Genomic DNA, 24,624 nt, shown 5'->3' with positions numbered 1-24,624 from the left:
CCCCCTCCCCCCCCCCCCCCCCCCCCCCCCCCCCCCCCCCCCCCCCGGCACGGTCACGCCGGGTGCTCCCTGGCCAGGTCCGGCGCGACCGCGCCGCGAGGACCGCCCGGGCGCACGGCCCGGGCGGTCCCGTCTCTGCGGGCGTCAGCCCCGGTCGGTGAAGACCGGTGCGTAGGCGTCCCGGTCCGCGAGCCAGGACTTCCGACGGAAGCGCTGGAGCGACAGGCCGAGCAGCGTGAGCAGACCGGCCATCACGAGCAGCCCCAGGTCACCCCCCGCGCCCGTCGTCGCCAGGGCCGTCGGGCCCGACGCCGCGACGGCCGTCCCGCCCGCCGTCGTCGCCGTGACGCCGGCGCCGGCGCCGATCGGGTGGAGCACCCGGACGACCGTGCCGTCCGTGCCACCCGTCGACCCCGGGTCGGTGGGGTCCGTCGGGTCGGTCGGGTCGGTCGGGTCGGTCGGGTCCGTCGGGTCCGTCGGGTCGGTCGGGTCCGTCGGGTCCGTGGGATCCGTCGGGTCCGTGGGATCCGTCGGGTCCGTGGGATCCGTCGGGTCCGTCGGCACGACGGCGGCGGTCGGGCACGCCGCCGAGGCGTCACCCAGCAGGCCGACGCCCACGCCGCAGACGGTCACGGGGACCGTCACCGGCAGGTCGACGTCGAGGTCGGGCAGCGCCCCGAGGACGCCGTCCTCCCCGAGCAGGCCCCCGTCGAGGAGCCCGTCGCCCAGCAGGCCGTCGTCACCGAGCACCCCGTCGAGCAGCCCGTCGCCCCCACCGAGCACGTCGTCGCCCAGGAGCCCGTCGCCGAGCAGGTCGTCCACCAGACCGCCGTCACCCAGGACGCCGTCGAGGAGGCCCGTGCCGTCGGCGTCGCCGGATCCGGTCCCGTCACCGGGGACCTCTCCCGCCGCGCCACCGCCGACCGTCGCGTCGCCGCCGACGCCGACCGCGACACCGGACACGTCCACCGGCACCGTCACGGGCACGTCGACGTCGACGCCGGAGCCGGACCCCGCCGCGCCGTCGTCCGCGCCGTCAGCCGGAGCAGCCGGAGCCGCCGGAGCCGGCGTGACGGTCGCGTCACCCAGGATGCCCACCGCGACGCCGGACACGTCCACGGGGACGGTCACGGGCACGTCGACGTCCACGTCCGTCGGTCCTGCCGGAGCGGGGGCCGGGGCCGGGGCGGGCTCGGCAGCCGCAGCCGGAGCCGGGGCCACCGCGGCGTCGCCGAGGACGCCGACGGCGACGCCCGAGACGTCCACCGGGATCGTCACGGGCACGTCGAGGTCGACGTCCGCCGGGCCCGCCGGAGCCGGCGCGGGGTCGGGCGCCGGGGCCGGAGCCGGCGCGGGCGCGGGGGTCACCGTGGCGTCCCCGAGGGCGCCCACCGCGACGTCGGACACGGTGACGGGGACGTTCACGGGCACGTCCACCGACACGTCGGGAAGGGCCTCGGTCACCTGGCTCAGCGGAGCCTCGACCGACAGGTCCAGCCCGAGGTCGCCGAGGAGGTCGCCCTCGGCTGCGTGGGCCGCTCCGGCCCCGACGACCACGAGGCCGCCTGTGACGAGCGCTGTGCGCAGCGCGCGTCGAACGAAGGTGTGCATGATCGTTCTCTCTCCTGCTCAGAAGTGGCTGGCGCACGACGGCGCCGGGTCGCGTCTGCCGCGCTCGGGGCGCGACGCGAGCCACGTCAGGCAGGAGAGACGGGGACCTCGAAGAACGTCGAGGGGTGGTTCGACCGCGCGTCGTCGACGACGGCGGTCCAGGACGAGAGCGCGGGGGCGTCGGCACCGTGGCCGAGGGCGGCGAGGTCGCCGCCGGACCCGGCGCGCTGGGCGCTGCCGGACGGCGCGGGTGTCGTACCGAGCCCGCCGTCCGACGGTGCGCCACCCAGGGGTGTCGCGCCGCCTGCGGGCACGGCGGTGCCGGGCGGAGCGTCGAGCGGGGCGAGGAGACCCCCGCCGCGTGCGCCCGCGGGCGGGGTGCCGAGCGCCGTCGGGCCCGCGCGGTCCGCACCGGGAGGAGGCACGGGCGGCAGCTCGCCGCCCGACGGCAGCGGCACGGTGGGCTCGGCCACGGTCGTGCCGGCGCCGGGCCCCGCCGGGCCGACCGGGCCGACCGGGCCCGGAGCCTCCGGACCGGGAGCGGGCGCCTCGGGGAGCACGGGTGCGAGCGGGGTGAGCGGCCCCGTCACCGGGCCGAGGACCGGGTCGGTCACGGGCGCCAGCGCGTCGAGCACCGGGGTCAGCGCGTCGAGGACGGGCGTCACCGGGTCGAGCGCGGGCGACACCGCCCCGAGGACGGGGTTCACCACGGGGGCGACCGCCTCGACGACGGGCGTCGCGGCCGGCACGACCGCGTCGAGGACCGGCGTGGTCACGGGAGCGACGGCGTCGGTCACGGGCTGCACGACGGGCGCCACGGGCGCGACGACCTGCTCGACCACGGGAGCGGCCGGCGCGACGACCTGGTCGACCACCGGCGCGACGGGCCGCACGGCCTCCTCGACCACGGGCGCCGCCGGGGTCACGACCTTCTCGACGACCGGGGCGACCGGCTGGACGACGGGGGCGACGACGTCGCGCACGACGGGCTGGACGACGTCCTGCACGACCGGGTCGACGACGCTCTGGACCGTCGAGGTGACGGGCGACAGGACCTTGCCGAGGCCGAGCGGGTCGTCCGCAGCGGACGCGCCGCCCGCGGTCGCGACGGCGAACGCGAGGCCGGCACCGAGACCACCTCCGGCCACGAGCGCGCGCACGAGCCAGCGGCGGGCGGCTGGTGCGCGCCTGCCCTGCGCGTCGTGCGTCGCGTCCATCGTGCGCCCCGTAGGTCGTCGGTGCGGCGAAGAGGCGGGCCGGCAGGCCCGTCCGGGGTCACGGTAGGCATGCGCCGGTGACGCTCACCACCGGAGCGTCCGATTTCACCCGACGGTCGCCCCGAACACCAGCCCGAGCAGGTAGGTCGCCGCCGCGGCACCGAAGCCGATGCCGATCTGCCGCAGCGCCCGCGTGAGCGGCGAGGTCCCCGAGAGCAGGCCGACCGTCGCGCCGGTCGCCAGGAGCGCGACCCCCACGAGGAGCGCCGCCACGCCGACCGCGACGAACCCGGTCAGGCCGAAGAGGTAGGGCAGCACCGGGATGAGCGCGCCCGACGCGAAGAACAGGAACGACGACACCGCCGCCCCCATCGCCGTGCCGTGCGTCTCGTGCTCGTCCGCGCTGGGCGGCGGGGCGATCACCGTCTGCTGCGTGTACGTCGCCAGCACGTCGGCGGCGTGGTCCTCGGCCTCGGCGGGCGCCATGCCCCGCGCGCGGTAGACGAGCGCGAGCTCGTTCGCGTCGACGTCGAGGTCGGGCAGCGCCGCGGACGCCTGCGGGCTCGGCGTCGAGGCGTCGAGCAGCTCGCGCTGCGACCGCACCGACACGTACTCCCCCGCGCCCATCGACAGCGCGCCCGCGAGCAGGCCCGCGAGCCCCGAGAGGAGCACCGTGCTGTTCGACGCCCCCGACGCCCCGATGCCGAGGATCAGCGCGAGGTTGGACACGAGGCCGTCGTTCGCGCCGAACACGGCGGCACGGAACGTCCCCGACATGCGGTTGCGCCCGCGCGTCGCGAGGCCGCGCACGACCTCCTCGTGGATCCGCTCGTCGGCGGCCATCCGGGGCGTCGCGTCGGCGTCGGTCTCGTACGTCGAGCGCGCCTCGGCCCGCTGGGCGAGCGCGAGCACGAACACGCCGCCGAAGCGGCGCGCGAGCCAGCCGAGCGTCCGGGTGCGCCAGTCGCCCCGCAGCGGCTTGCCGACGTCGTCGCCGAGCAGGCCGAGCCAGTGCTGCTCGTGCCGCCCCTCCGCGTCCGCGAGCGCCAGCAGGATGTCGCGCTCCTCCCCGCTGCGACGGCTCGCGAGGTCGCGGTAGACGGCCGCCTCCGCGCGCTCGTCAGCGAGGAACCGGCGCCACCGCCGGATCTCCTGCGGCGTCGGTCGGTGCCCGACGACGGGGGCCGGGTCCCCGCCCGGCGTCACCCCGCGCGGGGTGCCGGCGGGCAGACCGGTGTGCGGCTCAGGCGTGGAGGACATGCCTCCATGATGGCGATCTTCGGCCGCGCCGTGTTGCGCGCGGCCGAACGCGGGGCCGGGGGTCCCCCCGACCGGTGTTCCGGGCGTCCCCAACCTCGGGCCCGCCCGTCGTCCGCCGTCGTGGTTGGATCGGACCATGACCACTGGAGAGAACGAGCTGTCCCGCCCCGAGGTCGACGCGCCGGAGGGCCCCGCGCCCACCGAGCTCGTCGTCGAGGACATCACCGTCGGTGACGGTCCCGAGGTGACGCCGGGCGCGACCGTGAACGTGCACTACCTCGGCGTCGAGTACGAGACGGGCGAGGAGTTCGACGCCTCGTGGAACCGCGGGCAGTCGATCAACTTCCCGCTGCGCAGCCTCATCGCCGGCTGGCAGCAGGGCATCCCCGGGATGAAGGTCGGCGGGCGGCGCAAGCTCGTCGTGCCGCCGGAGCTCGCCTACGGCCCCGCGGGCGGCGGCCACCGCCTGTCCGGCAAGACGCTGATCTTCGTCATCGACCTGCTCGGCGTGTCCTGACCGACCGCTGACTGCAGGAGGGCCCCGGTCGTCGACCGGGGCCCTCCTCCTGTCCGCCGCGCCGGGCGGCGCCGTCGGGCGATCAGGTCTACCGCGCCGGGCCGGGGCACGTGACCAGCGCGGCGTCCGTCTCCGGGGTGCCGGCACCGGGTGCCGGGCTCGGGGCCGGTCCGGCCGCCAGGTCGGTGTCCCGCTCGCGGCGGGCCGCCCGGAGGCGGACCACCGTGTCGACGAGGACACCGAGGAGGATCCCGCCGACGACCCCCACCACGACGGCGAGGAGCGGGCTGTCGCCGACCCACGCGGCGGCGAGCGTGCCGATGAGGACCGAGTAGGTGGCCCACGCGACCGACGCGACGGCGGACAGCGCCATGAAGCGCCGGCGCGAGAAGCCCACGGCACCCGCGGTCACGTTGACCGCCGTCCGCCCGACGGGCACGAACCGCGCGCCCAGGACGACGGACGCGCCGCGCCGGTCGAGGGAGCGGGTCGCCCAGGCGACGGCGCGCTGACCGCGGGAGCCGCGCAGCACCGGCAGCGCGCGCGTGCCGACCGCCCGGCCGAGCGCGTAGGCGAGCTGGTCGCCGCACCAGGCGCCGAGCGCCGCGACGAGCAGGACGAGCCCCCAGGCGACGCCCCCGCCGGACTGCGCCCCCACGGCGAGCATGACGATCACGGTCTCGCCGGGGATCGGCGGGAAGAACCCGTCCCCCGCGGTCGTCGCGAACAGCGTCGGCAGCGCCCACACCGAGTCGACGAGCGCGAGCAGCCACGCCTCGACCTGTCCCCACAGCTCCACGACCCACGCGACCATGCGTCCCAGCCTCGACCGCGCGACCGCCCGGCACCATGGGGTATCCCCCCGGTTCTCCCCTGAGGCGACCCCGACCGGGCGCCCGCGGACAGGTGGTCCGGCGACCCTCCGGTCCGGGGGACAATGTGGCTCGACGCATTCGCCTCCCCGCGCCGCAGCCGGCGGGCGGGGACGTCCGTGATCGAGGAGCGCTGTGATCACTGTCAGCACCGACGGCTCGTGCCTGAGGAACCCGGGCGGCGCCATCGGGTGGGCGTGGATCAACCACGACGGCACGTTCGACTCCGGCGGCGCCGTGAGCGGGACCAACCAGGTCGCCGAGCTGACCGCGCTGCTCCAGGCGGTCCGCGCGCACCCCGGTGCGGAGCCGCTCCTCATCGAGTCCGACTCGCAGTACGCCATCAAGTGCGCGTCCGAGTGGGTCGTCGCCTGGAAGCGCAAGGGGTGGCGCACCGCGGGCGGCCAGCCCGTGAAGAACCTCGAGCTCGTCCAGGCGATCGACCGGGTCATCACCGAGCGCGCCGGGCCCGTCCGGTTCCGCTGGGTGCGCGGCCACGTCGGCGACCCGTTCAACGAGCGCGCCGACCAGCTCGCGGGCCTCGCCGCCCAGGACTGGGCCGCGGGCCGGGGCGACCTCGACGGCACGCTCGTCCCCGAGCTCGGCGATCCCACGCGCCCGGCCGGCCGCGCGACCGGGCCGGCGCACGCCACGGCTTCCGCCGCGCACGCCCCGGCACCCAAGCAGCCGACGCCGGAGCCCGCGTGGGACATGGACACCCTGTTCGACTGACGGTCGGGGCGGGCTCGCGGTCGCGCATGATGGGTCCGTGACGACACGAACCCCTGCCGACCTCGTCCGTGAGTTCTTCGCCGTCGTGCGCTCGGGCGACGACCCGGCCCGCGCGGGCGAGTACCTCGCGCCCCTCGTCGCGGCGCACCAGGTGACGTCGGAGGCGCCGACGACGGTGCACCGGACTCCCGCGCAGTACGCCGAGCACGTCGAGGAGATGCGCGCCGCGTACGGGCGCTTCACCCTGACGGTCGACGAGCTCCTCGCGGACGGCGACCGCGTGTACGTCCGCTGGACCCAGCGCGGCCGCCACGTCGGCGAGGTGGACGATCGCGCGCCGACCGGGGCGGAGGTCGTGCAGGTCGCGAGCTGCGTCTACCGTGTCGCGGACGACCGCGTGGTGGAGTACTGGATGCAGATCGACCGGGCAGGGCTCGCGGCACAGCTCGCGGCGGCGACGGATCCTGCTGGGCCGTCGGCGGCGGGTGCGACGATGGTCCGGTGACCGTCCTGCCGAGCCCGAACCCGCGCCCGAGCCCGGTCCCAGCGCCGGCCGAGCTCGCGGTCGGCGACGGTCCCGTCCCGGTCGTGTACGCCGTGGTCGGTGAACCGCTCGTCCAGCGCGTCCGGTCGGACCGGCCCCTGGACCTGCACCTCACGCTCGGTCGGCTCTCCCGCGGGCCGTACGACCCGACGTTCCGCCGCACGCCGTCCGGGGACGTCTGGCGCACGACGCGGATGCCCGCCGGTCCCGCGACGTGCCGCCTCGTGCAGACCGGGCCGCGCGACGTCGTCGGGCACGCCTGGGGACCGGGCGCCCAGGAGGCGCTCGACGCCCTCCCCCACCTGCTGGGCGAGCACGACGACGACACCGGCTTCACCCCGCCCGCACCCCTGCGCGACGCGCACCGGCGCAGCCCGGGCCTGCGCATCCCCCGCACCGGTCGCGTGCTGGAGGCGCTCGTCCCCGCGATCCTCGAGCAGCGCGTCCAGACGGTCGCCGCGTGGCGATCGTGGGGCTGGCTCCTGCGCAAGTACGGCGAGCGAGCCCCGGGGCCCGCGGGCGACGCCGGGATGCTCGTCGTGCCCGACGCCGCCACGTGGGCGCGCGTCCCGTCGTGGGACTGGCACCGGGCGAACGTCGACCCGGGCCGCGCGCGGACCGTCGTCGCGGCCGCACGCGTCGCCCGCCGGCTCGAGGAGTGCGGCGCGCTGCTCGACGCGCAGGGCGCCGCCGCCGCGCACGCCCGGCTCCAGGCCGTCCCGGGCGTGGGCGTCTGGACCGCGGCCGAGGTCGCGCAGCGCGCGCTCGGCGACGCCGACGCCGTGTCCGTGGGCGACTATCACCTCGCCAAGGCGGTGGGCTGGGCGCTCGTCGGCGAGCGCGTCGACGACGACCGGATGCTCGAGCTCCTCGCGCCGTACTCGCCGCACCGCTACCGCGTCGTCCGGCTCCTGGAGCTCTCGGGCCGGGCGCACGCCCCGCGGCGCGGCCCACGCCTCTCGATCCAGGACCACCGCCTCCACTGACGGCCCGCGCACCTCGCCGAGGGCATGAAAGAGTCGCCGGAACCTGCCGTTCCGGCGACCGTTTCACGCACGCACGGTGTTACTCGGGGAGCGCGCACACCCCGTCGACGCAGACCGCGGCGTCGTCCGCGCCGACCAGCGTGAGCGACGGCGCGGTCTCGCGGTGCGGCGCGGCCGCGTCCGCGGCGCTCACGCTCATGAGCGTGGTGCGACGCGGGTTCGCGATGGAGTGGTAGAGGTTCGTCGTGGTGTCGGTCATCTGAGGCCTCCTCGTGGGATCACGGGCGCCGGTGCACGTGTGGAGCCGGCGTCGGTGCGGGCTGCGTCCCAGTCTCGGTGATACCGAGTCGCAGGTCCACCGCACCGGGGTGTGAGATACGTCGCTCTCCGTACCTGATCTCGCAGAGCGGACAGGTCAGGCGGCGTCGCGCTCCGCGACGGCCTGCTGCAGCACCTGGACGAAGACCGCCGGGTCCTGGGCCCCCGAGACGCCGTACCGGCCGTCGACGACGAAGAACGGCACCCCGTTGATCCCGTAGGCGCGCGCCTGGTCGATGTCCGCCTGCACGTCGTCCGCGTAGCGGCCGTCCTCCAGAGCCGCGACGACCTCGGCGCGGTCGAGACCGACCTCCGCCGCGAGGTCCGCGAGCTCCTGGACGCGGCCCACGTGGCGGCCCTCCTCGAAGTACGCCTTGAGGAGGCGCTCCTTCATCTCGACCTGCTTGCCGTGCGCCTTCGCGTGGTGCAGCAGCTCGTGGGCGGTGAGCGTCTTGGTGTGCTGGAGCGCGTCGAAGTCGTAGGCCAGGCCCTCGGCCGCGGCGAGCTGCGTCATCTGCCCGAGCATCTGCTCGACCTGCGCGCGGGGCATGCCCTTGTGCCCCGCGAGGAAGTCCACCTCGGTGCCGTCGAAGTCGACGGGAGTGTCCGGCGCCAGCTCGAACGAGTGGTACTCGATGTCGACCTGCGGGCCGTCACCGGCCTCGGCGAGCCGGCCGAGCGCCGTCTCGAGGCGTCGCTTGCCGACGTAGCACCAGGGGCACGCGACGTCGGACCAGATGTCGATCTTCACCGTGGGGGCCGACGCGTCGGCCGCGGCGGGGCTGTTCGTGGTCATGTGACCGTTCAACCATCTGGACGACCGCACGATTCCCTCGCGGACCTCGTCACGGCGTGACGTTCGCCGCACGGTAGAGGTCCTGCAGCACCATGATCTCCGCACCGTGGTGGATCAGCTCGCGGTTCATGTGCGCGACGAGGTGGACGAACGGCGCCTGCGCGTCGATCTCCGTCGCCTGGCTCAGCCCGACCGTGAACGCCCCCTCGTCCGGCAGCGCGTCCACCCCGGCCCGCCACCGGTCCACCTCGTGCCGCAACCCGGCGACCGCCGGTCCGACCTCGCCCGAGAACGTCACGGAGTCGCGGCGGCGCTCGTGCGGCCCGAACGTCCACTCCCACCGCTCGAAGAACGCCTCGGTGAGGTGCGCGACGAGCCACGCGATCGTCCGCGGCTGCGGCGAGTCCGGCCCGTCGGGCCACTCCATCACCCAGTCGCCGACCCCGAGCGTGCGCGACGTGCGCTCCGTGCCGCGACGCACGACGCGCAGCGCGTCCGGCCCCGGCTCCCACTCGAGCTCCGCCTGCGTCAGCGTCGCGAGCCGTTCCGCGACCTCGAGCCACGAGAACCCGAGCTGGCCGCGCACGACCGCGAGCGACGTCGGGACCGTGAGGATCGACCAGTCGAACTCAGGGCTGCCGTACGCGATCTCCCCGTCCGCCGTCTCGTGCACCATCTCGCTCCCCTCCCCGCGGCGCCGTCGCCGCCCGCCCGTCGGTGTCCGCTCGACGCTAGCCGGACCCACCGACGCCTGCGCGCGAGAATGGGTTCGGCCCGTCCCCCGTCCCCCGTCCCCCGGAGTCCTCGTGCGCGTCCGCCCCCGTACCGTCCTGCTCGTCGCGACCGGGATCGCCGTCGTCCTGCTCGGCGCCCTCGTCGTGTTCCTCGCGATCAACGGGGTCGACGGCGTCCCCGGCTGACCCGGCCGACGCGCGCTCCGGGCGTCTCGGGGTGATGCTGCTGGAGGACACCACCAGGAAGGCCGACCCGTGACCACGACCGACACCACCCCCGACCCGCAGCTCGTCCTCGTGCGCCACGGGGAGACGGAGTGGAGCGCGAGCGGCCGCCACACCGGCCGGTCCGACATCCCGCTCACGGTCGCCGGCGAGCAGCAGGCGGTCGCGGCGGGCGTGTGGCTGCAGGGGTGGGCGGACCGCCGGGGGCGACGCCGCGCCGTCGTGCGCACGAGCCCGCGGCAGCGCGCTCGACGCACCGCCGACCTCGCCGGGTTCCCCGACGCGGAGACCGACGACGACCTCGCCGAGTGGGACTACGGCCCCGTCGAGGGCCGGACCGCCGTCGACGTCGGCGAGCAGCTCGGCCACGAGTGGCTGATCTTCCGCGACGGCGTCAACGTGCTCGCCGCCGCGAACGGGCACCGCGGCGAGGAGCTCTCCGCGGTGGCCGACCGGGCCGGACGCGTGCTCGGTCGCGTCGAGCCGACGCTGCAGGGCGGCGACGACGTCGTGCTGTTCGCCCACGGGCACCTGCTGCGCGTCCTCGCGACCGTGTGGCTCGGGATCGACCCGGGGCTGGGCGCGCGGTTCGAGCTCGGCACGGCCGCGATCTGCCTGCTGGGCTACGGCCACGGGCTGCGCACGGTCGAGGGCTGGAACCTCTCCGCCCAGGCCTGAGACCCGGCGAGCCCACCGGCGGGACGGCCCTCCCCGTGCGGACCGCGAGGTGGCACGATGCTGCCCATGGGTCTGAGCGAGAAGCACCTCACCGAGGGCGAGCACGTCGTCATGGAGCTCAAGGAGCATGCGAAGGCGCTGTTCTGGCCGTTCGTGCTGCTGGTCGTGCTCGTCGCGGCGGTCGTCGTGACGGTCGTGCTCGTCCCGATCGACGTCGTCCGCTGGGTCGTCGCGGGCCTCGCCCTCGTCGCGGCGGTCGTCTGGGTGTTCGTGCCGTGGCTGCGCTGGCGGACCACGGAGTACACCGTGACGAACAAGCGCATCGCGATGCGCTCGGGCATCATCACGCGCACCGGGCGGGACATCCCCCTGTACCGCATCAACGACGTGAACTACGAGAAGGGCCCGATCGACCGGCTCTTCGGCTGCGGGACGCTCGTCATCTCGGACGCGACGGACAAGCCGGGGCTGAACCTGCACGACGTGCCCGACGTCGAGAACGTGCAGGTCCGCCTGCACGACCTGCTCTTCACCGCCGACGACGGCTCCGACGACGGCGAGTGGCCGCCGAACGAGCCGCCGCGCGGCCCGCGCGCCCCTCGCATCCCGCGCGCGGAGCGCTGACCGCACGGCCCGCCGACGCCCTGCGAGGAGCGCCGGCGGGCCGTGCGTGGCCGGTGCCGGAGGGTCAGCGGCTGCCGTCCGCGGAGAGCGAGACGATCGCCGAGATCGACGGGACGTACGCCGTCGAGGTGTGACCCGCTGCGACCCACGCCCCGTACGACGTGCGCACCGTGCCGTTGCTGACGTACTTGACGACGACGCGCGCGTACGTGCAGTTGATGTTCGTCACCCGCGCGGTGGTCCCGGACACGCTGGGCCCGGAGACGCTGCACCCGACGACGGCGGCGGAGGCCGCGGGGGCGGTCAGGGCGACCGCACCGGTCGCGAGGAGACCTGCCACGAGGGCGGAGCTGAGGAACTTCTTCATGTCGTGCTCCCTGCTTGATCGACATTGATACGAGTGAGCGCTCAGCAGGGAGCGTAGTGGAGCACCGCCGGTTTGTCAGCGGTCCGCATGAATCCGTCGCCACACCGCTCCGTGTTGCGTCGCCGCAGGTGGGAGGCGTGCCTGCTCAGTCCTCGATGCGCCGCCCGGCCGCGATCTCGGCGCGGGCCAGCATCTCGCCGGTCAGTGCGACGTCGCCCTCGAGGTGCGCGACGAGCAGCCGGCGTGCGACGTCGGCGGCACGCTCCGGGTCCGCACCGCGCGCGTTCCACGCCCCGAACCAGTCGGCGAGCGTCACGCCGTGCTCGGGCCGGTAGCAGACCGTCACCGCGTCCCCCGCCTGCAGCTCGCCGTTCCGCACGACCCGCAGGTACGCGCCGGTCCGGTTCGCGACGGTGAAGCGCTTGACCCACCTGTCCTCCCCGAGCCGCCGCGCGAACGTCGAGCACGGCGTGCGGGGCTGGGTGACCTCGAGCAGCGCCGTGCCCACGGACCAGCGCTCCCCGACGACCGCCTCGCTCACGGGGATGCCCCGCACCCGCAGGTTCTCGCCGAACAGTCCCGGCGGGATCTCGCGCCGGAGCTGCCCGACCCACCAGTCGGCGTCGTCCTGGCCGTACGCGTACACGGCCTGCTCCTCGCCCCCGTGGTTCGCGCGGTCGGCCTGGAGGTCGGCGTAGAGGCCGAGGCGTCGGACCTTCACCGGGCCGTCGACGGGCCGCTTGTCGATCGCCGTGACGCCGACGGGGCCGGCGTCCGGCAGGAGGGCGTGCACGCGGCACACCGCGAGGACCTCGCCGGTCGGGGCGCTGCTCGCGAGGGCGGTCACGGGCGCCGCGCCGGGAGACGTGGGATGGGCGGTCGGCGAGGCGGGCGCTGCGGGAGACATCCCTCGATTCTCTCAGCGCGACGTGGCCGAGGACACCGGGGACCAAGGTCACGGGACCGGTCTCACCCCGCACGGGTAGCGTCGGCGGCATGAGCGCCACCCGTCCCTCGCGCTGGGAGCAGAAGACCGCGGCCGACCCGTCTCACTCCACCTGGTACGTCGAACGCTTCCGGGCGATGGCCGCACGCGGCGCCGACCTCGCCGGCGAGGCACGCCTGGTCGACGCCATGCTGCCCCGCGGGTCGCGCGTGCTCGACGCCGGGAGCGGGCCGGGGCGCGTGGGCGCAGAGCTGTTCGCGCGCGGCCACACGGTCGTCGGGGTCGACGTCGACCCGGTGCTGGTCGAGGCGGCGCGCGCCGACCACCCGGGGCCCGACTGGCGGGTGGGCGACCTCGCCGAGCTCGACCTGCCCGCCGAGGGCGTCACCGAGCCGTTCGACGCGATCGTGTGCGCGGGCAACGTCGTGACGTTCCTCGCGCCGGGCACCGAGGTCGAGGTCCTGCGCCGCTTCCGGGCGCACCTCGCCCCGCACGGTCGCGCCGTCGTCGGCTTCGGCACCGGGCGCGGCTACGCGCCCGAGCGGTTCCTGGCCGACGCCGCGGAGGCGGGGCTGCGCCTCGACGTCGCCCTCGCGACGTGGGACCTGCGCCCGTGGACCCCGGACGCCGACTTCCTCGTCGCCGTGCTCGCCGTCGACGCCGCGGGCTGAGAGCCCGGGCCGACGGCTCGCCTCAGGCGGGCGTGAAGGTGAACGTCACGGCCCCGCCCGAGCTCCCCGGCTCGCCCTCCACGTCGTCGACGTGGAGCATGCCCGCGCCGTGCAGGTCGATCGCGTCCCCGAGGTCGGCCCGCAGGACGTCCTCGCCGCGCGGCGAGCGGACCGCGAGCTGCGCGAGCGCGCGCCCCGCGCCGACGCCGACGCGCATCACGCCCACCCGCACGTCGGCGAACTCCGCCTGCGCTCCCTGCGGCACGCGCGCCCGGCGCACCTCGTCGTTGCCTGCCATGCGTCAGCCTCCCGAGTAGACGGAGTCGAAGTTCTCCTTGTACTCCTGCTCGGTGAGCCACAGGTCGCCGACCTTCTGCTCGCCGTCCAGGGTGCCGCCACCCGGTCCCCACGGGTTGACGACGTGGATCTTCATCTCGCCGTCGATCTCCTTGACCTCGGTGACGACGTAGGCGTGGTTGGGCACGATCCGGCTGTCGTCGACCTCGTCCTCCCACCACCAGAACGCGTCGTCGTCCTCGGTGCCCACGGCGACGGGCCCGTCCTTCAGCCGGTCCTGGATGTCGGAGAGGCTGAGCTCGCCCGACCGCTCGGCGGGGCGGCCGGTGATCGCCTCGAACGCGTCGTCGGAGTGCCCGCCGTCGATGTCCTCGTAGTCGCCGCCGAAGTACTCGGCCGCCGCCTTCTCGTAGATCGACACCCAGTTCGGCTCGCCGTTCTGGCCGCCGACGCCGTTCTCCGGGACCGTCGCCTCCACGACGATCTCGACCGGCTCGCCGTCCTTGTACATCGTCACGGTGTACGTGCCGTCGTCGTTGAGCCGGATGTGCTCGCGCAGGAACTCCGGGTCGGTCGTCGCGACGGCGCCCAGGCCGGCGAGGAACCAGCAGTCCCCGACCTGGCCCTGGTTGATGTCGTCGAGCGAGAAGTCCTCGTTCTCGAGGTCGATCGGCGGGACGTCCTCGTAGTCGCCGAGGTCGTCGGTGAGGCCCGGGTCCCCGGGCCGGTCGCCGTCCTCGCCCGGGGTGCTGCGGTCGCCGCCGCCCCCGCCGGAGCCGCCACCGGACCCGCCAGCGCCGTCGGTGCTCGCGCCCTCCTGCTGGTCCGCCTGGCGCACGACGGCGGTCGCCGCGTCGCCGAGGACCGCCCCGACCGCCGCGACGGCCGGGCCGTGCGACGTGGACCACTCGCCGCGCAGCGCGTCGCCGTCCGGACCCTCCCAGGGGCTCGACGTCACCAGCGCGTCGAGCTCGCCGCGCAGCGACGTCAACCTGTCGGCGGCCTCGGACAACCGCTGTCCGAGCTGTCGCAGCTGTGCGACGTCCGCCCCGTACATCCCGCTCATGCTCTCCCCCTCGCCCGCAGGTCGCCGAGACGGTACCGCCGTCCGCCGACGCGGGTCCATGGGGCGCGCTCCCCATCCCCGCGCGGGCCGCACCTCTGACCTCGGGTCGGTGCGCGCTGGTAGCGTCCCCCGCGGACGACGCACGCGACGACCGAGGGGGACCATGACGGAGCAGGCCTGGACACCGCGCCAGGGCGCGACGACGCGCACCGCCGGGGCGGTGCTCGCGCTGGGCGCCCTCGCCACGCTCGCCGCGTGCGGCGGCGACGCCGAGCCGACGGAGCCGCCGCCCGCACCGGACGCCGTCGCGGGGTACGAGGAGGCCCGGCAGGACGTCCTCGCCGCCGTCCAGGACGTCTACGGCGCGGACGGCTGGGCCGACGACGACGGGGGCGCCTCGGCGACGGCGCAGGACGACGGTCGCTGCGTCGTCTTCCTTCCCGACGCCCGGGCCACGCCGGGGGGCGCGGACGCGTACGGCCTGCTCGCGGACGTCCCCGACGCGATCGCCCCGGTGCTCGACGAGCACGGTTTCGGCGCACCCTCGGGCGTCGTCGAGGCCGAGCACGGCGGGTCCGCCTCGGTCGAGGCCGAGGACCCGGCGGGGTGGTCGGTGCGCGTCACCGCCGACGGCGACCTGGTCCGCCTCGACGTGTCCGGCCCGGTCGACCTCGACCCGTGCGACGAGGCCGGTCTCCCGGAGCTCGGCTGAGCCGTGCCGTCGTACCGCGTGACCCTCGCCGTGGGCCTGCTGCGCCCGGGCGCCGACCCCGAGGCCGTGCTGCCCGCCGCCGCGGCCGCGGCGCGCGACCTGACGACGGTCGAGGCGTACGACGTCGGCGTCGTGCGCGGCGAGGCGCGCGTCACCGTCCGCTTCCTCGCCGACACGGACGCCGCCGCGCACACGGTCGCCGACGCGGTGGAGGCCGGCGTGCGCGCCCACGCCGCGACGTCGGGCGGCCGCCTGACCCGCCGCTGGGGAGCGCGCTGGCACCCCGCCTGACCGCCGTCGGCCCGGGACACCACGCCGGGCCGTCCGCCGCGCGACGAGGGCACGGGACCGGTTCAATGGACGGACCTGTCACCGACGCCGGGGAGGCGCACCCGTGGCCACGAGGACCGGCCTGTTCCGTCGCAAGTCCGTCGAGGACTCGCTCGCGGCGATCGACGACCCGGAGCGCTCGCTCAAGCGCAGCCTGACGTCCTGGGACCTCGCGGTCCTGGGGGTCGCGGTCGCGGTCGGCGCGGGCATCTTCTCCGTCGGCGCGACGGCCGCCGCGAACTACGCCGGGCCCAGCGTCATCGTCTCGTTCGTCATCGCGTCGATCGTGTGCGCCCTGGCCGTCATGTGCTACGCCGAGTTCGCCTCCGCGATCCCCGTCGCCGGGTCGGCGTACACGTTCTCCTACGCGACCATGGGCGAGCTCGTCGCGTGGATCATCGGGTGGGACCTCATCCTCGAGATGCTGCTCGCGTCGGCGGTCATCGCGAAGTTCTGGGGCGTCTACCTCGGTGACGCGTTCGGGCTGTTCGGCATCGACCTGCCGCTGACCGTCCCGATCGGTCCGGTCGACCTCGAGTGGGGCCCGGTGTTCATCGTCGCGGTGTTCACCACGCTGCTCGCGATCGGCACCAAGCTCAGCACGCGCGTCAACAGCGTGTTCACCGTCATCAAGGTCGGCATCACGCTGTTCGTCATCGTCGTCGGGTTCTTCTTCGTCGACGCGTCGAACTACTCGCCGTTCGTGCCGCCCGCCCAGCCCGCGCCGGAGCAGACCGCGCTCGAGCAGCCGCTCGTCGGCTTCCTCACGGGGCTCGAGCCCACGACGTACGGCGTCATGGGCCTGCTCGCGGGCGCCGCGCTCGTGTTCTTCGCGTTCATCGGGTTCGACGTCGTCGCGACCACGGCCGAGGAGGCCAAGGACCCGCAGCGCACGCTCCCGCGCGGCATCCTCGGCGGCCTCGCGATCGTCACGGTCCTGTACATCCTCGTGACGCTCGTCGTGACGGGCATGGTGTCGTACACCGAGCTCGCGGAGTCCGACGCGCCGTCGCTCACGACTGCGTTCATCCTCGTGGGCGCCGACTGGGCCGGACGGGTCATCTCCGTGGGCATCCTCGTCGGCCTGACGACGGTGATCATGGTGCTGCTCCTCGGGCTCACGCGCGTCGTCTTCGCGATGAGCCGCGACGGCCTCCTTCCTCGCGGCATCTCCCGGACCTCGCACCGGTACCACACGCCGATCCGCCTCCAGGTGGGGGTGGGGGTCGTCGTCGCCCTCATCGCCGGGCTGTCCCAGGTGGAGCTTCTCGAGGAGATGATCAACATCGGGACGCTCTCGGCGTTCGTCCTCGTGAGCTTCGGCATCCCGGTCCTGCGCCGCTCGCGCCCCGACCTGCAGCGCTCGTTCAAGGTCCCGTGGTCGCCCGTGCTGCCGATCGTGTCGGGCGTCGCGTGCCTGTGGCTCATGGCGAACCTCACGACCCTCACGTGGCTCCGGTTCCTCGGCTGGGTCGTGGTCGGGCTGATCATCTACGGGTTCTACGGCTACCGGCACTCCGTCGCGGGCCGGGACCCGCTGAAGGGCGACGTCGCCGCGTAGGCGCCGACGCGTCGGTGTCGCCCCCAGAGGTACCGTGGGCGCGCATGAGCGCTCCGGAGACCGCGATCACGGCCGACCTCGTCCGCGAGGCGCTGGAGGAGCAGCACCCCGACCTCGCCGTACTGCCGCTCCGCGAGGTCGCCGGTGGTTGGGGGAACCAGATGTGGCGGCTCGGCGACGACCTGGCCGTCCGGGTGCAGCGCATGGACCCGACGCCGGAGCCCCAGCTCAAGGAGCGGCGGTGGCTGCCCGTGCTCGCGCCGCACCTCCCGCTCCCCGTGCCGACGCCGGTGCGGCACGGCGAGCCGTCCGCGCGTCTCCCGCGGCACTGGACGGTCATGACCTGGGTCTCCGGCGAGCCGCTGGACCACGGCACGATCACCCGGGGCGCGCACGCCGCCGACGCGCTGGCGGGCTTCCTCCGGGCGCTGCACGTCGCGGCGCCCGCCGACGCGCCGACGTCCACGGACCGGGGCGCCCACCCTCGCGACGCCACGGACGGCTTCGAGGGGTTCCTGCGCGCCGTCGCCCCCGACGACGCCGCCGACGTCCGGGCGGTCTGGGCCGACGCCGTCGCGGCCACCGCGTGGGAGGTGCCGCCCGTGTGGGTGCACGGGGACCTGCACCCCGCGAACGTCGTCGTCGCGGACGGGACGCTCGCGGGCGTCGTCGACTTCGGCGACCTGTTCGCGGGCGACCCCGCGTGGGACCTCGCCGCCGCCTGGGTGCTGCTGCCCGCGGGCACCGCCGCGCGCTTCTTCGACGCCTACGGGCGCGCCGACGACGCGACGGTCCGGCGCGCCCGCGGGCTGGCGGCGCTCAAGGCCCTCTTCCTCCTGCTCATGGGGCAGAACGGGGACCGCGGGCTGCCCGGCGGCAAGACCCGCTGGGGGCCCGCGGGCCGCGTAGCGCTCGACCGCGTCCTCGCGGGCTGACGCTCACCGGACGGCCAGGGCCTCCGTCGGTGAGAGCCGCGCCGCGCGCTCGGCCGGGTAGAACCCCGCGACCACGCCGACGACGACGGTCGCGACGAGGCCGCCGAGCGACGCCCAGGCCGGGACGTGGGTCGGCCACGCGCGCAGCGCCGCGTACGCGGTGGTCGCGACGACGCCCAGCACGACCCCCGCCGTCCGGATCGAGGCGTCGTGCGACGAGGCTCCGACGTCCGGCGACCCGCTGCTGCTCGAGCAGCTCGTGCGCAACCTCGTCGAGAACGCCGAGCGCTACAACCTCCGCCACGACGGCTGGGTGCGGGTCGCCACGCGGTCCGACGCCGGCGGCGACGCCGTGCTCGAGGTCGTCGACCCCGGTCCGCCCGTCGCGCCCGACGACCTCCCGGGCCTGTTCGAGCCCTTCCGGCGGCTGGGCGGCGAGCGCACCGGCGACGGCACGGGGAGCGGGCTCGGGCTGTCGATCGTCCGCGCCGTGGTGGGCGCCCACGGCGGTTCCGTCACGCTCGCCGCGCGACCCGAGGACGGCCTCGTCGTGACCGTCCGGCTCCCCGGCGAGGTCTACGACGAGGTCCCGGCGTCTCCGCGTCTCGGATAACGGACATACCCGATGAATCGTCTCACCTCGGCGCTTTACTGCGGACGACCGATCAACACTGAGGGGGATTGATGCGAAAGGTCATGACGGCGGTCATCACTGCCACGCTCGCCGCGGGTGTCGCGCTCGGAGCGGCTGGCCCCGCCAGCGCGACGATCAGCTACCCGTCCGTGGGAGGCACGTGGGACCACGGCGCCGACGCCAAGGACGTCTGGTCGCACTACTACCACGGCAGCCGGGTCCACAAGTCCTCGACCTACGGGGAGAACGGGCTCCGCAGCTCCGGTTGGGTCTCCGCGGGGAAGTGGTCGTACCAGTGGGACGAGGTCCGTTGGTTCGGGAACAAGGCGTACTACGACGTCAAGTAGTTCGACTCACGTGCTGCCGAGCGTCCGGACGCCGTCGCTCGGCGGCACGCGGGCCCGCCCGTCCCCGACGACCGCAGTGATCGGAGCATCATGTCTCTTCGCAGGTCGACGCGGCGACGCGTCGCCGCGGCGGCTCTCGCCGCCCTCGTCCCGCTCCTTGCCGCGTGCGGCACCCCGGGTTCCGTCGGGTCGAGCGTCGACGACGGGACGGCCGTCGACGTTCCCGCGTTCGACGGCCCCTACGCCGCCGAGTTCACGGCCTTCTACTCCGACGCCGGGTCCGACTTCGCTCGTCAGGCGCTCGCCGACGAGGAGATCACGGACGCGGAGTACGCGGAGATGGAAGAGAAGTTCCGCACGTGCCTCGAGGCGGAGGGCGTGACGTTCTCCGGCTTCGAGCCCGACGGGTCGTACGAGGCCTCGCCCCTGCCGGACGGGAGCGACCCGTACGAGGTCGTGAAGGCCTGCGAGCGTGAGTCGGGCGCCGACACGGTCGGGGCGCTGCACGACATCATGGCGTCCAACCCGGACAACCTCGACGTCCCGACGATCATGGCGGAGTGCCTGGTCCGTCGCGAGGTCGTACCGGCGGGCTACGCGGCAGACGATTACCTCACCGACATGGAGGGGCGGTTCTCCGACCTCGCCGCCCTGTCGACCGAGCTCCGCGAGGCGCTGACGTCGTGCTCGAGCGACCCGCTCGGCCTGGCCGGTGAGTGAGGGTCGCAGCCCGGCCACGGTGGGCCTGTGGGTGCTCGGCGCAGTGACGCTCGTCGCCGTGGGGGTCGTTCTCGGTGCCGCGTGGACGTCCCCGGCCGTCCCCGCAGCCCTTCGACCTCCCGCTCCCATCACCACCTTCGAGGTCCGGTCCGCGACGTTCGACGACGTCCGCTCCGTCCGGCTCGCCGTCGCCCGTGGCGAGGAGTCGGGGCTGGCATCACCCGGTAGCGGTCTCGTCACACGCTTCGACTGCCGTCCCGGCTCGACCATCGAGTCCGGGACCGCGCCGCTCTGGCTCGACGACGCACCGGTCGTCGCGCTCGCGACGACGCTCCCGCTGTGGCGGGACCTTCCGGTCGGCACCCAGGGCAACGACGTGCGGGCGCTGCAGGAGGAGCTGACGCGTCTGGGGCACCCGGTCGAGGCCACCGGAACGCTCGGCACGAAGACCCTGCGTGCCGTCAACGCACTCTTCGACGACCTCGGCGACCCCTCCGCCCTCACCTCCGTTCCGCGATCTCGTTTCCTCTGGATCCCCGGACCCTCGGTCACCGTCGCGGAGTGCTCGGTCACGACAGGGAGCCGGCTCGAGGCCGGAGCGGAGCTCGTCGTGACGCCCGGCACGCTGGCAGGCGTCGCACTGCGCGACGGAGCGCCGTCCGACCTCGTCGCCGGGGCGCGCACGCTCCGTGTGGACGGGATCGACGTCGCGGTCGAGCCGCAGAACCCGGTCACCGACCCAGCACTGCTCGCACAGCTCGACGCTGCGCCCTCGCTCCAGCAAGCAGGCACGGGCGACGAGGCGCCGGTCGGTCAGCTGCGGTTGGCAGAACCGGTCGACGTGTCGGTCGTCCCACCGTCCGCCGTGATCACGGCACCTGACGGGACGACCTGCGTGACCACGGACGCCGTGCCCCACAGGCTGCGGGTCGTCGGGTCCGAGCTCGGGCAGACGTTCGTCCTGTTCGACGGCACCCCGCCGACCGCCGTCGACACGTCGCCCCGGCCGGACGCCCCGTGCGCGTGACGGCGACCGGCCTCGGGCACCACTTCCCCCGGCGCCCCTGGCTCTTCCGCGGGCTCGACCTCGATCTGCGGCCAGGTCGCACCTACGCGCTCACCGGTCCGTCGGGGTCGGGCAAGAGCACCCTGCTCGGCCTGCTCGCCGGGTGGGAGGAACCCCGCGAGGGCACCGTCGCGCGGGACGGCATCGAGCGGACCGGATGGGTGTTCCAGAACCCGCACGGGACGCCGCGACGCTCGGCGCTCGACCACGTCGCGCTCCCGCTGCTCGTCCGGGGGCTGCACCCCCGAGAGGCGGAGCGACGAGCCGCCGACCTCCTGAGCAGGTTCGGGCTCGACGACATCGCGCAGCAGCAGTTCCGCCGCCTCTCGGGCGGGGAGGCGCAGCGCCTGATGCTGGCACGAGCCATCGCGTCGGAACCGGGCCTCCTGCTCGTGGACGAGCCGACCGCCCAGCTCGACCTGCCGACCGCCCGCACCGTCAACGAGTCCCTCGGTGCGCTGCGCTCGCCCGGGACGATCATCGTCGTCGCGACCCACGACGCCGCGACCCGCGACTCCTGCTCGGACCACGTCGACCTGACGCTGGACCCCGCCGCATGAGGCTGCGCTCGATCCTGCGCGAGGCGTGGCGCAACGCTTCCACAGGCACCGCACGCTGCGTCACGCTGGCGCTGGTGCTGATCGGCCTGGTGGTGACCGCGACGGTCGCCGAGATCTCGACCGTGGCGACGCTCGAACAGCAGGCCGCGGACTTCCGGGCGGCGGGTGGGTCGGTCCTCACGATCTCGGCACCGGGCCGGGTCGACGGCGCGCGGTGCGAGTCGTTGCGCGATCTGCCCGGAGTGCACGCCGCGGGTGCGCTCACCGTCCGACCGGACGAGCCCGTCGCCGCCGTCGCCCTTCCCGGTGCCCCGATGCCCGCCGCCGACGCGAGTCCAGGGTTCCCGGCCGTCGTCGGCGCCACGACCGACGGCGGGCCGGGCCTGATCCTGACTGACGACGCCGTCGCGACGCTCGGCCTCGAGCTCGGCGACCGGCTCTCCGCGACGACCGGGACGTCTCGCCTCGCGGGCACCTACGCCTACCCTCGCGACGGGCGGAGGGACGGGTACGGCTATCTCGCGGTGAGCGTCACCGGGTACCGCGCACCCTTCGACGAGTGCTGGGTCGAGGCGTGGCCGATGACCACGGAGCTGAACCCCCTCCTCTTCACCGTGCTCCGGCCGGGCGGCGATGCCGACGACGTCCCCCAGGTGCAGCAGCTCAACTCCACGCTGGGTTCCGGGCTCGATGGCGCGGGGCTGTTCCACGAGCGCGTCACCCGGTTCGGAGGGCTCCTCGTCGGGCTGATCGCTGCCGCCGTGGCCCTCGTCACCGTACGGGCTCGCCGGGTGGAGCTCGCCACGGCCCTCCACGACGGGATGCGACGGCGTGACCTGTGGACGATCGTGTCGCTGGAGTCGGTGCTGTGGACCGCTCCGGCGGTAGCTGTCGGGATGTCGCTCTCCCTCGCCTGGTTCGGCCGGGACGGCGACCTGCTGGTCGGCGCGATCCTCGGTGCGCGCGTGACCCTGTCCGTGCTGGCGGGTGCCGTGGGAGGCGTCGCCGTCGCCCTGGCCACGACGCGCGAGAAGGACCTGTTCGCCTACGCGAAGGACCGATGACCACACCGACGCCGCACACAACCTACGCAACCGTAGGTTACGGTGGCGTAGTGAACACTCTGGCGACGAGGCCGTGGACCGCCCGCTACGCTCCCGGCGTCCCGACGGACGTCGCGGTGCCCGACGAGCCGGTCACGGCCGCCCTCTACCGCGCGGCCGAGCGCTGGCCGGACCGCGTCGCGGTCGACTTCTTCGGCGCGACCACGACCTACGCCCGGCTCGTCGCGCAGGTCGAGCGCGCCGCGAGCGCCCTGCACGACCTCGGCGTGCGCCACGGCGACCGCGTCGCGCTCGTGCTGCCCAACGGGACGTCGCACGTCGTCGCGTTCTACGCCGTCCAGCGCCTCGGCGCCGTCGTGGTCGAGCACAACCCCACCTACACCGCCGACGAGCTCGCCCACCAGCTCGCCGACTCCGGCGCGAGCGTCGCCGTCGTGTGGACCAAGACCGTCCCCGCCGTGCTCGACGCCCGCGCGCACGCGGCTGGCCTGCGCACCGTCGTCGGGCTCGACATCGCGCGCGACCTGCCCCGCGGGAGCCGCCTCGCGCTGCGCCTGCCCGTCGCGCGGGCGCGCGCCCAGCGCGACGCGCTGCGCGGCCCCGTCCCCGCGGGCGTCCCCGACTGGCACGACCTCGTCCGCCGTGCGCGGGCGCTCCCCCCGGCGCTCCCCCACCCGGGCGCCGACGACGTCGCGCTCCTCCAGTACACGGGCGGCACCACGGGCACGCCCAAGGGCGCGGTGCTCACGCACCGCAACCTCGTCGCCAACGTCGTGCAGGGCCAGGCGTGGGCCACGTTCGAGGAAGGTGCCGAGACCGTCTACGGCGTGCTGCCCTTCTTCCACGCGTTCGGGCTGACGTTCTGCCTCACCCTGCCTGCGCGCATCGGCGCGACGCTCGTCGCGTTCCCGAAGTTCGACCCGCAGGCGTTCGTCGCCGCGCAGGCGCGCCGCCCCGCGACGTTCCTGCCCGGCGTCGCGCCCATGTTCGACCGCATCGTCGCCGCCGCCGCGGACGCGCCCGGGCCGGGCTCCGACCTCACCTCGATCCGCCTCGCGTTCGCGGGCGCGATGCCCATCACGGCGGAGACCGCACGGCGCTGGGAGGACGCGACGGGCGGCCTGCTCATCGAGGGCTACGGCATGACCGAGACGTCCCCGATCTCGCTCGGCAACCCCTGCTCCGACGACCGCCGCCCCGGGACCCTCGGCCTGCCCTTCCCCAGCACGGAGATCCGGGTCGTCGACGCCGACGCGCTCGACGCGGGCGTCCTGCGCGACGCCGACCCCGAGCCCACCGACGACCCTGCCGCACCGCGCACCGTGCGCGGCGAGCTGCTCGTGCGCGGCCCGCAGGTGTTCCGCGGCTACTGGAACCGCCCCGAGGAGACCGCGCACCAGCTCCTCGACGACGGCTGGCTGCGCACGGGCGACGTCGTCCGGGTCGCGCTCGACGGCCCCGACGCCGGGCTCGTCACGCTCGTCGACCGCATCAAGGAGATGATCGTCACCGGCGGGTTCAAGGTGTACCCCTCCCAGGTCGAGGACCACCTGCGCGGGATGCCGGGCGTCCGGGACGTCGCCGTCGTGGGCGTCCCCGGCAGCGGCTCGGACGAGCACGTCGCGGCCGTCGTCGTGCTCGACGACGCCGACGACGCCGGCTCGCCCCCGCGCGTCGACCTCGCCGCCGTGCGCGAGTGGGGCGAGAAGCGCCTGGCCCGCTACGCCCTTCCCCGCACGCTCGCCGTCGTGCCGGAGCTGCCGCGCTCCCAGATCGGCAAGGTCCTGCGCCGCGTCGTCCGCGAGGACCTCCTGCACCGCGACGACGTCGAGCACCACCGCGCCTGACAGCCCGCGCCGACCCGCCGACCGCCGAGGCAGACCCCCGGCCCGCCGAGGCAGACCCCCGGCCCGCCGAAGTAGACCCCTGGTCACGCGAGGTAGAGCCCTGGCCCGCCGAGGTAGAGCATGGTTGCCCGAGGTAGAGCCCTGGTCCCCCGAAGTAGAGCCGTGGTCCGCCGAAGTAGAGCCCAGGTCGTCCTCGACGCAGCCGGTCGCCCGCTGCAGTCGGATCGCCCGTCGGCGTAGTCCCTGATGTCCGACGGCGGGCCGCGCGGGCGTGTCACCCGGGCGAGCGAGGACCAGGGCGAGACGACGTCGGGCGGGGTGGGTGGTGGTGCCGCGTCGTGGTCGGGCCTGGCGGGAGCCGCGAGGAACGAGCGGCGGATGGTAGAC

General features: G+C 75.0%; 30 protein-coding genes. 18 read left to right on the top strand and 12 right to left on the bottom strand.

Going from position 1 to position 24,624, the window contains the following annotated elements; all coding sequences use genetic code 11:
* Window positions 1-144 precede the first annotated feature (144 nt).
* From ACTJIY_RS20015 to ACTJIY_RS20005, 3 genes are all read right to left on the bottom strand, one after another.
* Window positions 145-1,611 carry a hypothetical protein gene (locus ACTJIY_RS20015; RefSeq protein ID WP_440675215.1) on the bottom strand — a complete coding sequence of 489 codons (1,467 nt, stop codon included), beginning with the start codon at window positions 1,609-1,611 and terminating at the stop codon, window positions 145-147.
* An 86-nt stretch (window positions 1,612-1,697) separates the two neighbouring features.
* Window positions 1,698-2,828, bottom strand: a complete 1,131-nt coding sequence (locus tag ACTJIY_RS20010; protein WP_440675216.1) for a hypothetical protein — start codon at window positions 2,826-2,828, stop codon at window positions 1,698-1,700.
* 105 nt (window positions 2,829-2,933) lie between these two features.
* A complete protein-coding gene (locus ACTJIY_RS20005) occupies window positions 2,934-4,088 on the bottom strand; it encodes a VIT1/CCC1 transporter family protein (protein WP_440675217.1) in 1,155 nt (384 codons plus the stop codon).
* A gap of 136 nt (window positions 4,089-4,224) precedes the next feature.
* Here ACTJIY_RS20005 and ACTJIY_RS20000 point away from each other — a divergent pair, with 136 nt between their 5' ends.
* Window positions 4,225-4,605, top strand: a complete 381-nt coding sequence (locus tag ACTJIY_RS20000) for an FKBP-type peptidyl-prolyl cis-trans isomerase (RefSeq protein ID WP_440675218.1) — start codon at window positions 4,225-4,227, stop codon at window positions 4,603-4,605.
* Window positions 4,606-4,693: 88 nt separating this feature from the next.
* Here ACTJIY_RS20000 and ACTJIY_RS19995 read toward each other — a convergent pair whose 3' ends face one another.
* On the bottom strand, window positions 4,694-5,419 hold the full coding sequence (locus tag ACTJIY_RS19995; protein WP_253054288.1) for a DedA family protein: 726 nt from the start codon (window positions 5,417-5,419) through the stop codon (window positions 4,694-4,696).
* Window positions 5,420-5,612: 193 nt separating this feature from the next.
* Here ACTJIY_RS19995 and ACTJIY_RS19990 point away from each other — a divergent pair, with 193 nt between their 5' ends.
* The 3 genes from ACTJIY_RS19990 to ACTJIY_RS19980 are packed head-to-tail and all read left to right on the top strand — an operon-like array spanning window position 5,613 to window position 7,739.
* On the top strand, window positions 5,613-6,209 hold the full coding sequence (locus ACTJIY_RS19990) for a ribonuclease H family protein (RefSeq protein ID WP_440675219.1): 597 nt from the start codon (window positions 5,613-5,615) through the stop codon (window positions 6,207-6,209).
* 37 nt (window positions 6,210-6,246) lie between these two features.
* Window positions 6,247-6,714, top strand: coding sequence for an ester cyclase (locus ACTJIY_RS19985; RefSeq protein ID WP_440675220.1), 468 nt, complete (start codon window positions 6,247-6,249; stop codon window positions 6,712-6,714).
* Complete coding sequence (locus ACTJIY_RS19980; protein WP_440675221.1) at window positions 6,711-7,739, top strand: DNA-3-methyladenine glycosylase family protein; 1,029 nt, start codon at window positions 6,711-6,713, stop codon at window positions 7,737-7,739. Before ACTJIY_RS19985 ends, ACTJIY_RS19980 begins: the two co-directional genes overlap by 4 nt.
* 79 nt (window positions 7,740-7,818) lie before the next feature.
* Here the strand turns inward: ACTJIY_RS19980 and ACTJIY_RS19975 are convergent, their stop codons facing one another.
* The 3 genes from ACTJIY_RS19975 to ACTJIY_RS19965 all read right to left on the bottom strand — a co-directional run bounded on the left by ACTJIY_RS19975 (window position 7,819) and on the right by ACTJIY_RS19965 (window position 9,529).
* On the bottom strand, window positions 7,819-7,998 hold the full coding sequence (locus ACTJIY_RS19975) for a hypothetical protein (protein ID WP_053370594.1): 180 nt from the start codon (window positions 7,996-7,998) through the stop codon (window positions 7,819-7,821).
* Between the two features lie 156 nt (window positions 7,999-8,154).
* Window positions 8,155-8,853, bottom strand: a complete 699-nt coding sequence (locus ACTJIY_RS19970; protein WP_253054298.1) for a DsbA family oxidoreductase — start codon at window positions 8,851-8,853, stop codon at window positions 8,155-8,157.
* A gap of 49 nt (window positions 8,854-8,902) precedes the next feature.
* Window positions 8,903-9,529: a DinB family protein gene (locus ACTJIY_RS19965; RefSeq protein WP_440675222.1), complete on the bottom strand. Its 627-nt coding sequence runs from the start codon at window positions 9,527-9,529 to the stop codon at window positions 8,903-8,905.
* 313 nt (window positions 9,530-9,842) lie between these two features.
* On the opposite strand from ACTJIY_RS19965, the gene ACTJIY_RS19960 reads away from it, so the two are divergent.
* Window positions 9,843-10,490 carry a histidine phosphatase family protein gene (locus tag ACTJIY_RS19960; RefSeq protein WP_440675223.1) on the top strand — a complete coding sequence of 216 codons (648 nt, stop codon included), beginning with the start codon at window positions 9,843-9,845 and terminating at the stop codon, window positions 10,488-10,490.
* Between the two features lie 66 nt (window positions 10,491-10,556).
* Window positions 10,557-11,114, top strand: a complete 558-nt coding sequence (locus ACTJIY_RS19955) for a PH domain-containing protein (protein WP_440675224.1) — start codon at window positions 10,557-10,559, stop codon at window positions 11,112-11,114.
* Between the two features lie 64 nt (window positions 11,115-11,178).
* On the opposite strand, the gene ACTJIY_RS19950 is transcribed toward ACTJIY_RS19955, so the two are convergent.
* Both ACTJIY_RS19950 and ACTJIY_RS19945 read right to left on the bottom strand, forming a co-directional pair.
* Window positions 11,179-11,481, bottom strand: a complete 303-nt coding sequence (locus ACTJIY_RS19950) for a hypothetical protein (RefSeq protein WP_253054306.1) — start codon at window positions 11,479-11,481, stop codon at window positions 11,179-11,181.
* 145 nt (window positions 11,482-11,626) lie between these two features.
* Complete coding sequence (locus ACTJIY_RS19945) at window positions 11,627-12,388, bottom strand: MOSC domain-containing protein (protein WP_440675225.1); 762 nt, start codon at window positions 12,386-12,388, stop codon at window positions 11,627-11,629.
* A gap of 89 nt (window positions 12,389-12,477) precedes the next feature.
* On the opposite strand from ACTJIY_RS19945, the gene ACTJIY_RS19940 reads away from it, so the two are divergent.
* Window positions 12,478-13,098, top strand: coding sequence for a class I SAM-dependent methyltransferase (locus ACTJIY_RS19940; RefSeq protein ID WP_353708232.1), 621 nt, complete (start codon window positions 12,478-12,480; stop codon window positions 13,096-13,098).
* Window positions 13,099-13,120: 22 nt separating this feature from the next.
* Here ACTJIY_RS19940 and ACTJIY_RS19935 read toward each other — a convergent pair whose 3' ends face one another.
* A complete protein-coding gene (locus ACTJIY_RS19935) occupies window positions 13,121-13,396 on the bottom strand; it encodes a hypothetical protein (protein ID WP_087470109.1) in 276 nt (91 codons plus the stop codon).
* Window positions 13,397-13,399: 3 nt separating this feature from the next.
* The gene (locus tag ACTJIY_RS19930; RefSeq protein WP_440675226.1) at window positions 13,400-14,461 is read right to left on the bottom strand and encodes a C2 family cysteine protease; all 1,062 of its coding nucleotides are present in this window, start codon (window positions 14,459-14,461) and stop codon (window positions 13,400-13,402) included.
* A 163-nt stretch (window positions 14,462-14,624) separates the two neighbouring features.
* Here ACTJIY_RS19930 and ACTJIY_RS19925 point away from each other — a divergent pair, with 163 nt between their 5' ends.
* The 4 genes from ACTJIY_RS19925 to ACTJIY_RS19910 all read left to right on the top strand — a co-directional run bounded on the left by ACTJIY_RS19925 (window position 14,625) and on the right by ACTJIY_RS19910 (window position 17,999).
* Window positions 14,625-15,173, top strand: a complete 549-nt coding sequence (locus ACTJIY_RS19925) for a hypothetical protein (protein WP_440675227.1) — start codon at window positions 14,625-14,627, stop codon at window positions 15,171-15,173.
* A 3-nt stretch (window positions 15,174-15,176) separates the two neighbouring features.
* The gene (locus ACTJIY_RS19920) at window positions 15,177-15,464 is read left to right on the top strand and encodes a hypothetical protein (RefSeq protein WP_253054322.1); all 288 of its coding nucleotides are present in this window, start codon (window positions 15,177-15,179) and stop codon (window positions 15,462-15,464) included.
* Between the two features lie 103 nt (window positions 15,465-15,567).
* Complete coding sequence (locus ACTJIY_RS19915) at window positions 15,568-17,064, top strand: amino acid permease (RefSeq protein ID WP_440675228.1); 1,497 nt, start codon at window positions 15,568-15,570, stop codon at window positions 17,062-17,064.
* Between the two features lie 44 nt (window positions 17,065-17,108).
* Window positions 17,109-17,999 (top strand): aminoglycoside phosphotransferase family protein, encoded by an 891-nt coding sequence (locus ACTJIY_RS19910; RefSeq protein ID WP_440675229.1) that lies wholly within the window; start codon window positions 17,109-17,111, stop codon window positions 17,997-17,999.
* A gap of 3 nt (window positions 18,000-18,002) precedes the next feature.
* Here the strand turns inward: ACTJIY_RS19910 and ACTJIY_RS19905 are convergent, their stop codons facing one another.
* Entirely contained in the window at window positions 18,003-18,182 is a 180-nt protein-coding gene (locus tag ACTJIY_RS19905; protein WP_440675230.1) for a hypothetical protein, read from the bottom strand.
* Between ACTJIY_RS19905 and ACTJIY_RS19900 the strand changes: the two genes are divergently transcribed.
* From ACTJIY_RS19900 to ACTJIY_RS19870, 7 genes are all read left to right on the top strand, one after another.
* Window positions 18,160-18,612 carry a sensor histidine kinase gene (locus ACTJIY_RS19900; RefSeq protein WP_253054335.1) on the top strand — a complete coding sequence of 151 codons (453 nt, stop codon included), beginning with the start codon at window positions 18,160-18,162 and terminating at the stop codon, window positions 18,610-18,612. The two genes, ACTJIY_RS19905 and ACTJIY_RS19900, sit on opposite strands and share 23 nt — an antisense overlap.
* 71 nt (window positions 18,613-18,683) lie before the next feature.
* Window positions 18,684-18,980 (top strand): lactococcin 972 family bacteriocin, encoded by a 297-nt coding sequence (locus tag ACTJIY_RS19895; protein WP_081895947.1) that lies wholly within the window; start codon window positions 18,684-18,686, stop codon window positions 18,978-18,980.
* 90 nt (window positions 18,981-19,070) lie between these two features.
* Complete coding sequence (locus ACTJIY_RS19890) at window positions 19,071-19,700, top strand: hypothetical protein (protein WP_253054339.1); 630 nt, start codon at window positions 19,071-19,073, stop codon at window positions 19,698-19,700.
* Window positions 19,693-20,727 (top strand): peptidoglycan-binding domain-containing protein, encoded by a 1,035-nt coding sequence (locus ACTJIY_RS19885; protein WP_253054341.1) that lies wholly within the window; start codon window positions 19,693-19,695, stop codon window positions 20,725-20,727. Before ACTJIY_RS19890 ends, ACTJIY_RS19885 begins: the two co-directional genes overlap by 8 nt.
* A complete protein-coding gene (locus ACTJIY_RS19880; protein ID WP_253054343.1) occupies window positions 20,724-21,326 on the top strand; it encodes an ABC transporter ATP-binding protein in 603 nt (200 codons plus the stop codon). Before ACTJIY_RS19885 ends, ACTJIY_RS19880 begins: the two co-directional genes overlap by 4 nt.
* A complete protein-coding gene (locus ACTJIY_RS19875; RefSeq protein WP_440675231.1) occupies window positions 21,323-22,390 on the top strand; it encodes a hypothetical protein in 1,068 nt (355 codons plus the stop codon). Before ACTJIY_RS19880 ends, ACTJIY_RS19875 begins: the two co-directional genes overlap by 4 nt.
* Window positions 22,387-24,237 (top strand): AMP-binding protein, encoded by a 1,851-nt coding sequence (locus ACTJIY_RS19870; protein ID WP_440675232.1) that lies wholly within the window; start codon window positions 22,387-22,389, stop codon window positions 24,235-24,237. The genes ACTJIY_RS19875 and ACTJIY_RS19870 overlap by 4 nt, the downstream gene beginning before the upstream one ends.
* Window positions 24,238-24,624 lie beyond the last annotated feature (387 nt).

The organism is Cellulosimicrobium sp. 22598, assembly GCF_052044445.1.
Classification (GTDB): Bacteria; Actinomycetota; Actinomycetes; order Actinomycetales; family Cellulomonadaceae; genus Cellulosimicrobium; species Cellulosimicrobium cellulans_G.
This window is presented reverse-complemented; position numbering and strand designations above follow the sequence as displayed.

What these genes read in the sequence shown, in the direction of transcription:
- ACTJIY_RS19945 (WP_440675225.1), bottom strand. Translation starts at nt 12,388, where the DNA reads ATGTCTCCCGCAGCGCCCGCCTCGCCGACCGCCCATCCCACGTCTCCC.
- ACTJIY_RS19890 (WP_253054339.1), top strand. Translation starts at nt 19,071, where the DNA reads ATGTCTCTTCGCAGGTCGACGCGGCGACGCGTCGCCGCGGCGGCTCTC.
- ACTJIY_RS20005 (WP_440675217.1), bottom strand. Translation starts at nt 4,088, where the DNA reads ATGTCCTCCACGCCTGAGCCGCACACCGGTCTGCCCGCCGGCACCCCG.
- ACTJIY_RS19930 (WP_440675226.1), bottom strand. Translation starts at nt 14,461, where the DNA reads ATGAGCGGGATGTACGGGGCGGACGTCGCACAGCTGCGACAGCTCGGA.
- ACTJIY_RS20015 (WP_440675215.1), bottom strand. Translation starts at nt 1,611, where the DNA reads ATGCACACCTTCGTTCGACGCGCGCTGCGCACAGCGCTCGTCACAGGC.
- ACTJIY_RS19870 (WP_440675232.1), top strand. Translation starts at nt 22,387, where the DNA reads ATGACCACACCGACGCCGCACACAACCTACGCAACCGTAGGTTACGGT.
- ACTJIY_RS19940 (WP_353708232.1), top strand. Translation starts at nt 12,478, where the DNA reads ATGAGCGCCACCCGTCCCTCGCGCTGGGAGCAGAAGACCGCGGCCGAC.
- ACTJIY_RS19935 (WP_087470109.1), bottom strand. Translation starts at nt 13,396, where the DNA reads ATGGCAGGCAACGACGAGGTGCGCCGGGCGCGCGTGCCGCAGGGAGCG.
- ACTJIY_RS20010 (WP_440675216.1), bottom strand. Translation starts at nt 2,828, where the DNA reads ATGGACGCGACGCACGACGCGCAGGGCAGGCGCGCACCAGCCGCCCGC.
- ACTJIY_RS19910 (WP_440675229.1), top strand. Translation starts at nt 17,109, where the DNA reads ATGAGCGCTCCGGAGACCGCGATCACGGCCGACCTCGTCCGCGAGGCG.
- ACTJIY_RS19975 (WP_053370594.1), bottom strand. Translation starts at nt 7,998, where the DNA reads ATGACCGACACCACGACGAACCTCTACCACTCCATCGCGAACCCGCGT.
- ACTJIY_RS19995 (WP_253054288.1), bottom strand. Translation starts at nt 5,419, where the DNA reads ATGGTCGCGTGGGTCGTGGAGCTGTGGGGACAGGTCGAGGCGTGGCTG.
- ACTJIY_RS19925 (WP_440675227.1), top strand. Translation starts at nt 14,625, where the DNA reads ATGACGGAGCAGGCCTGGACACCGCGCCAGGGCGCGACGACGCGCACC.
- ACTJIY_RS20000 (WP_440675218.1), top strand. Translation starts at nt 4,225, where the DNA reads ATGACCACTGGAGAGAACGAGCTGTCCCGCCCCGAGGTCGACGCGCCG.
- ACTJIY_RS19955 (WP_440675224.1), top strand. Translation starts at nt 10,557, where the DNA reads ATGGGTCTGAGCGAGAAGCACCTCACCGAGGGCGAGCACGTCGTCATG.
- ACTJIY_RS19965 (WP_440675222.1), bottom strand. Translation starts at nt 9,529, where the DNA reads ATGGTGCACGAGACGGCGGACGGGGAGATCGCGTACGGCAGCCCTGAG.
- ACTJIY_RS19875 (WP_440675231.1), top strand. Translation starts at nt 21,323, where the DNA reads ATGAGGCTGCGCTCGATCCTGCGCGAGGCGTGGCGCAACGCTTCCACA.
- ACTJIY_RS19895 (WP_081895947.1), top strand. Translation starts at nt 18,684, where the DNA reads ATGCGAAAGGTCATGACGGCGGTCATCACTGCCACGCTCGCCGCGGGT.
- ACTJIY_RS19970 (WP_253054298.1), bottom strand. Translation starts at nt 8,853, where the DNA reads ATGACCACGAACAGCCCCGCCGCGGCCGACGCGTCGGCCCCCACGGTG.
- ACTJIY_RS19950 (WP_253054306.1), bottom strand. Translation starts at nt 11,481, where the DNA reads ATGAAGAAGTTCCTCAGCTCCGCCCTCGTGGCAGGTCTCCTCGCGACC.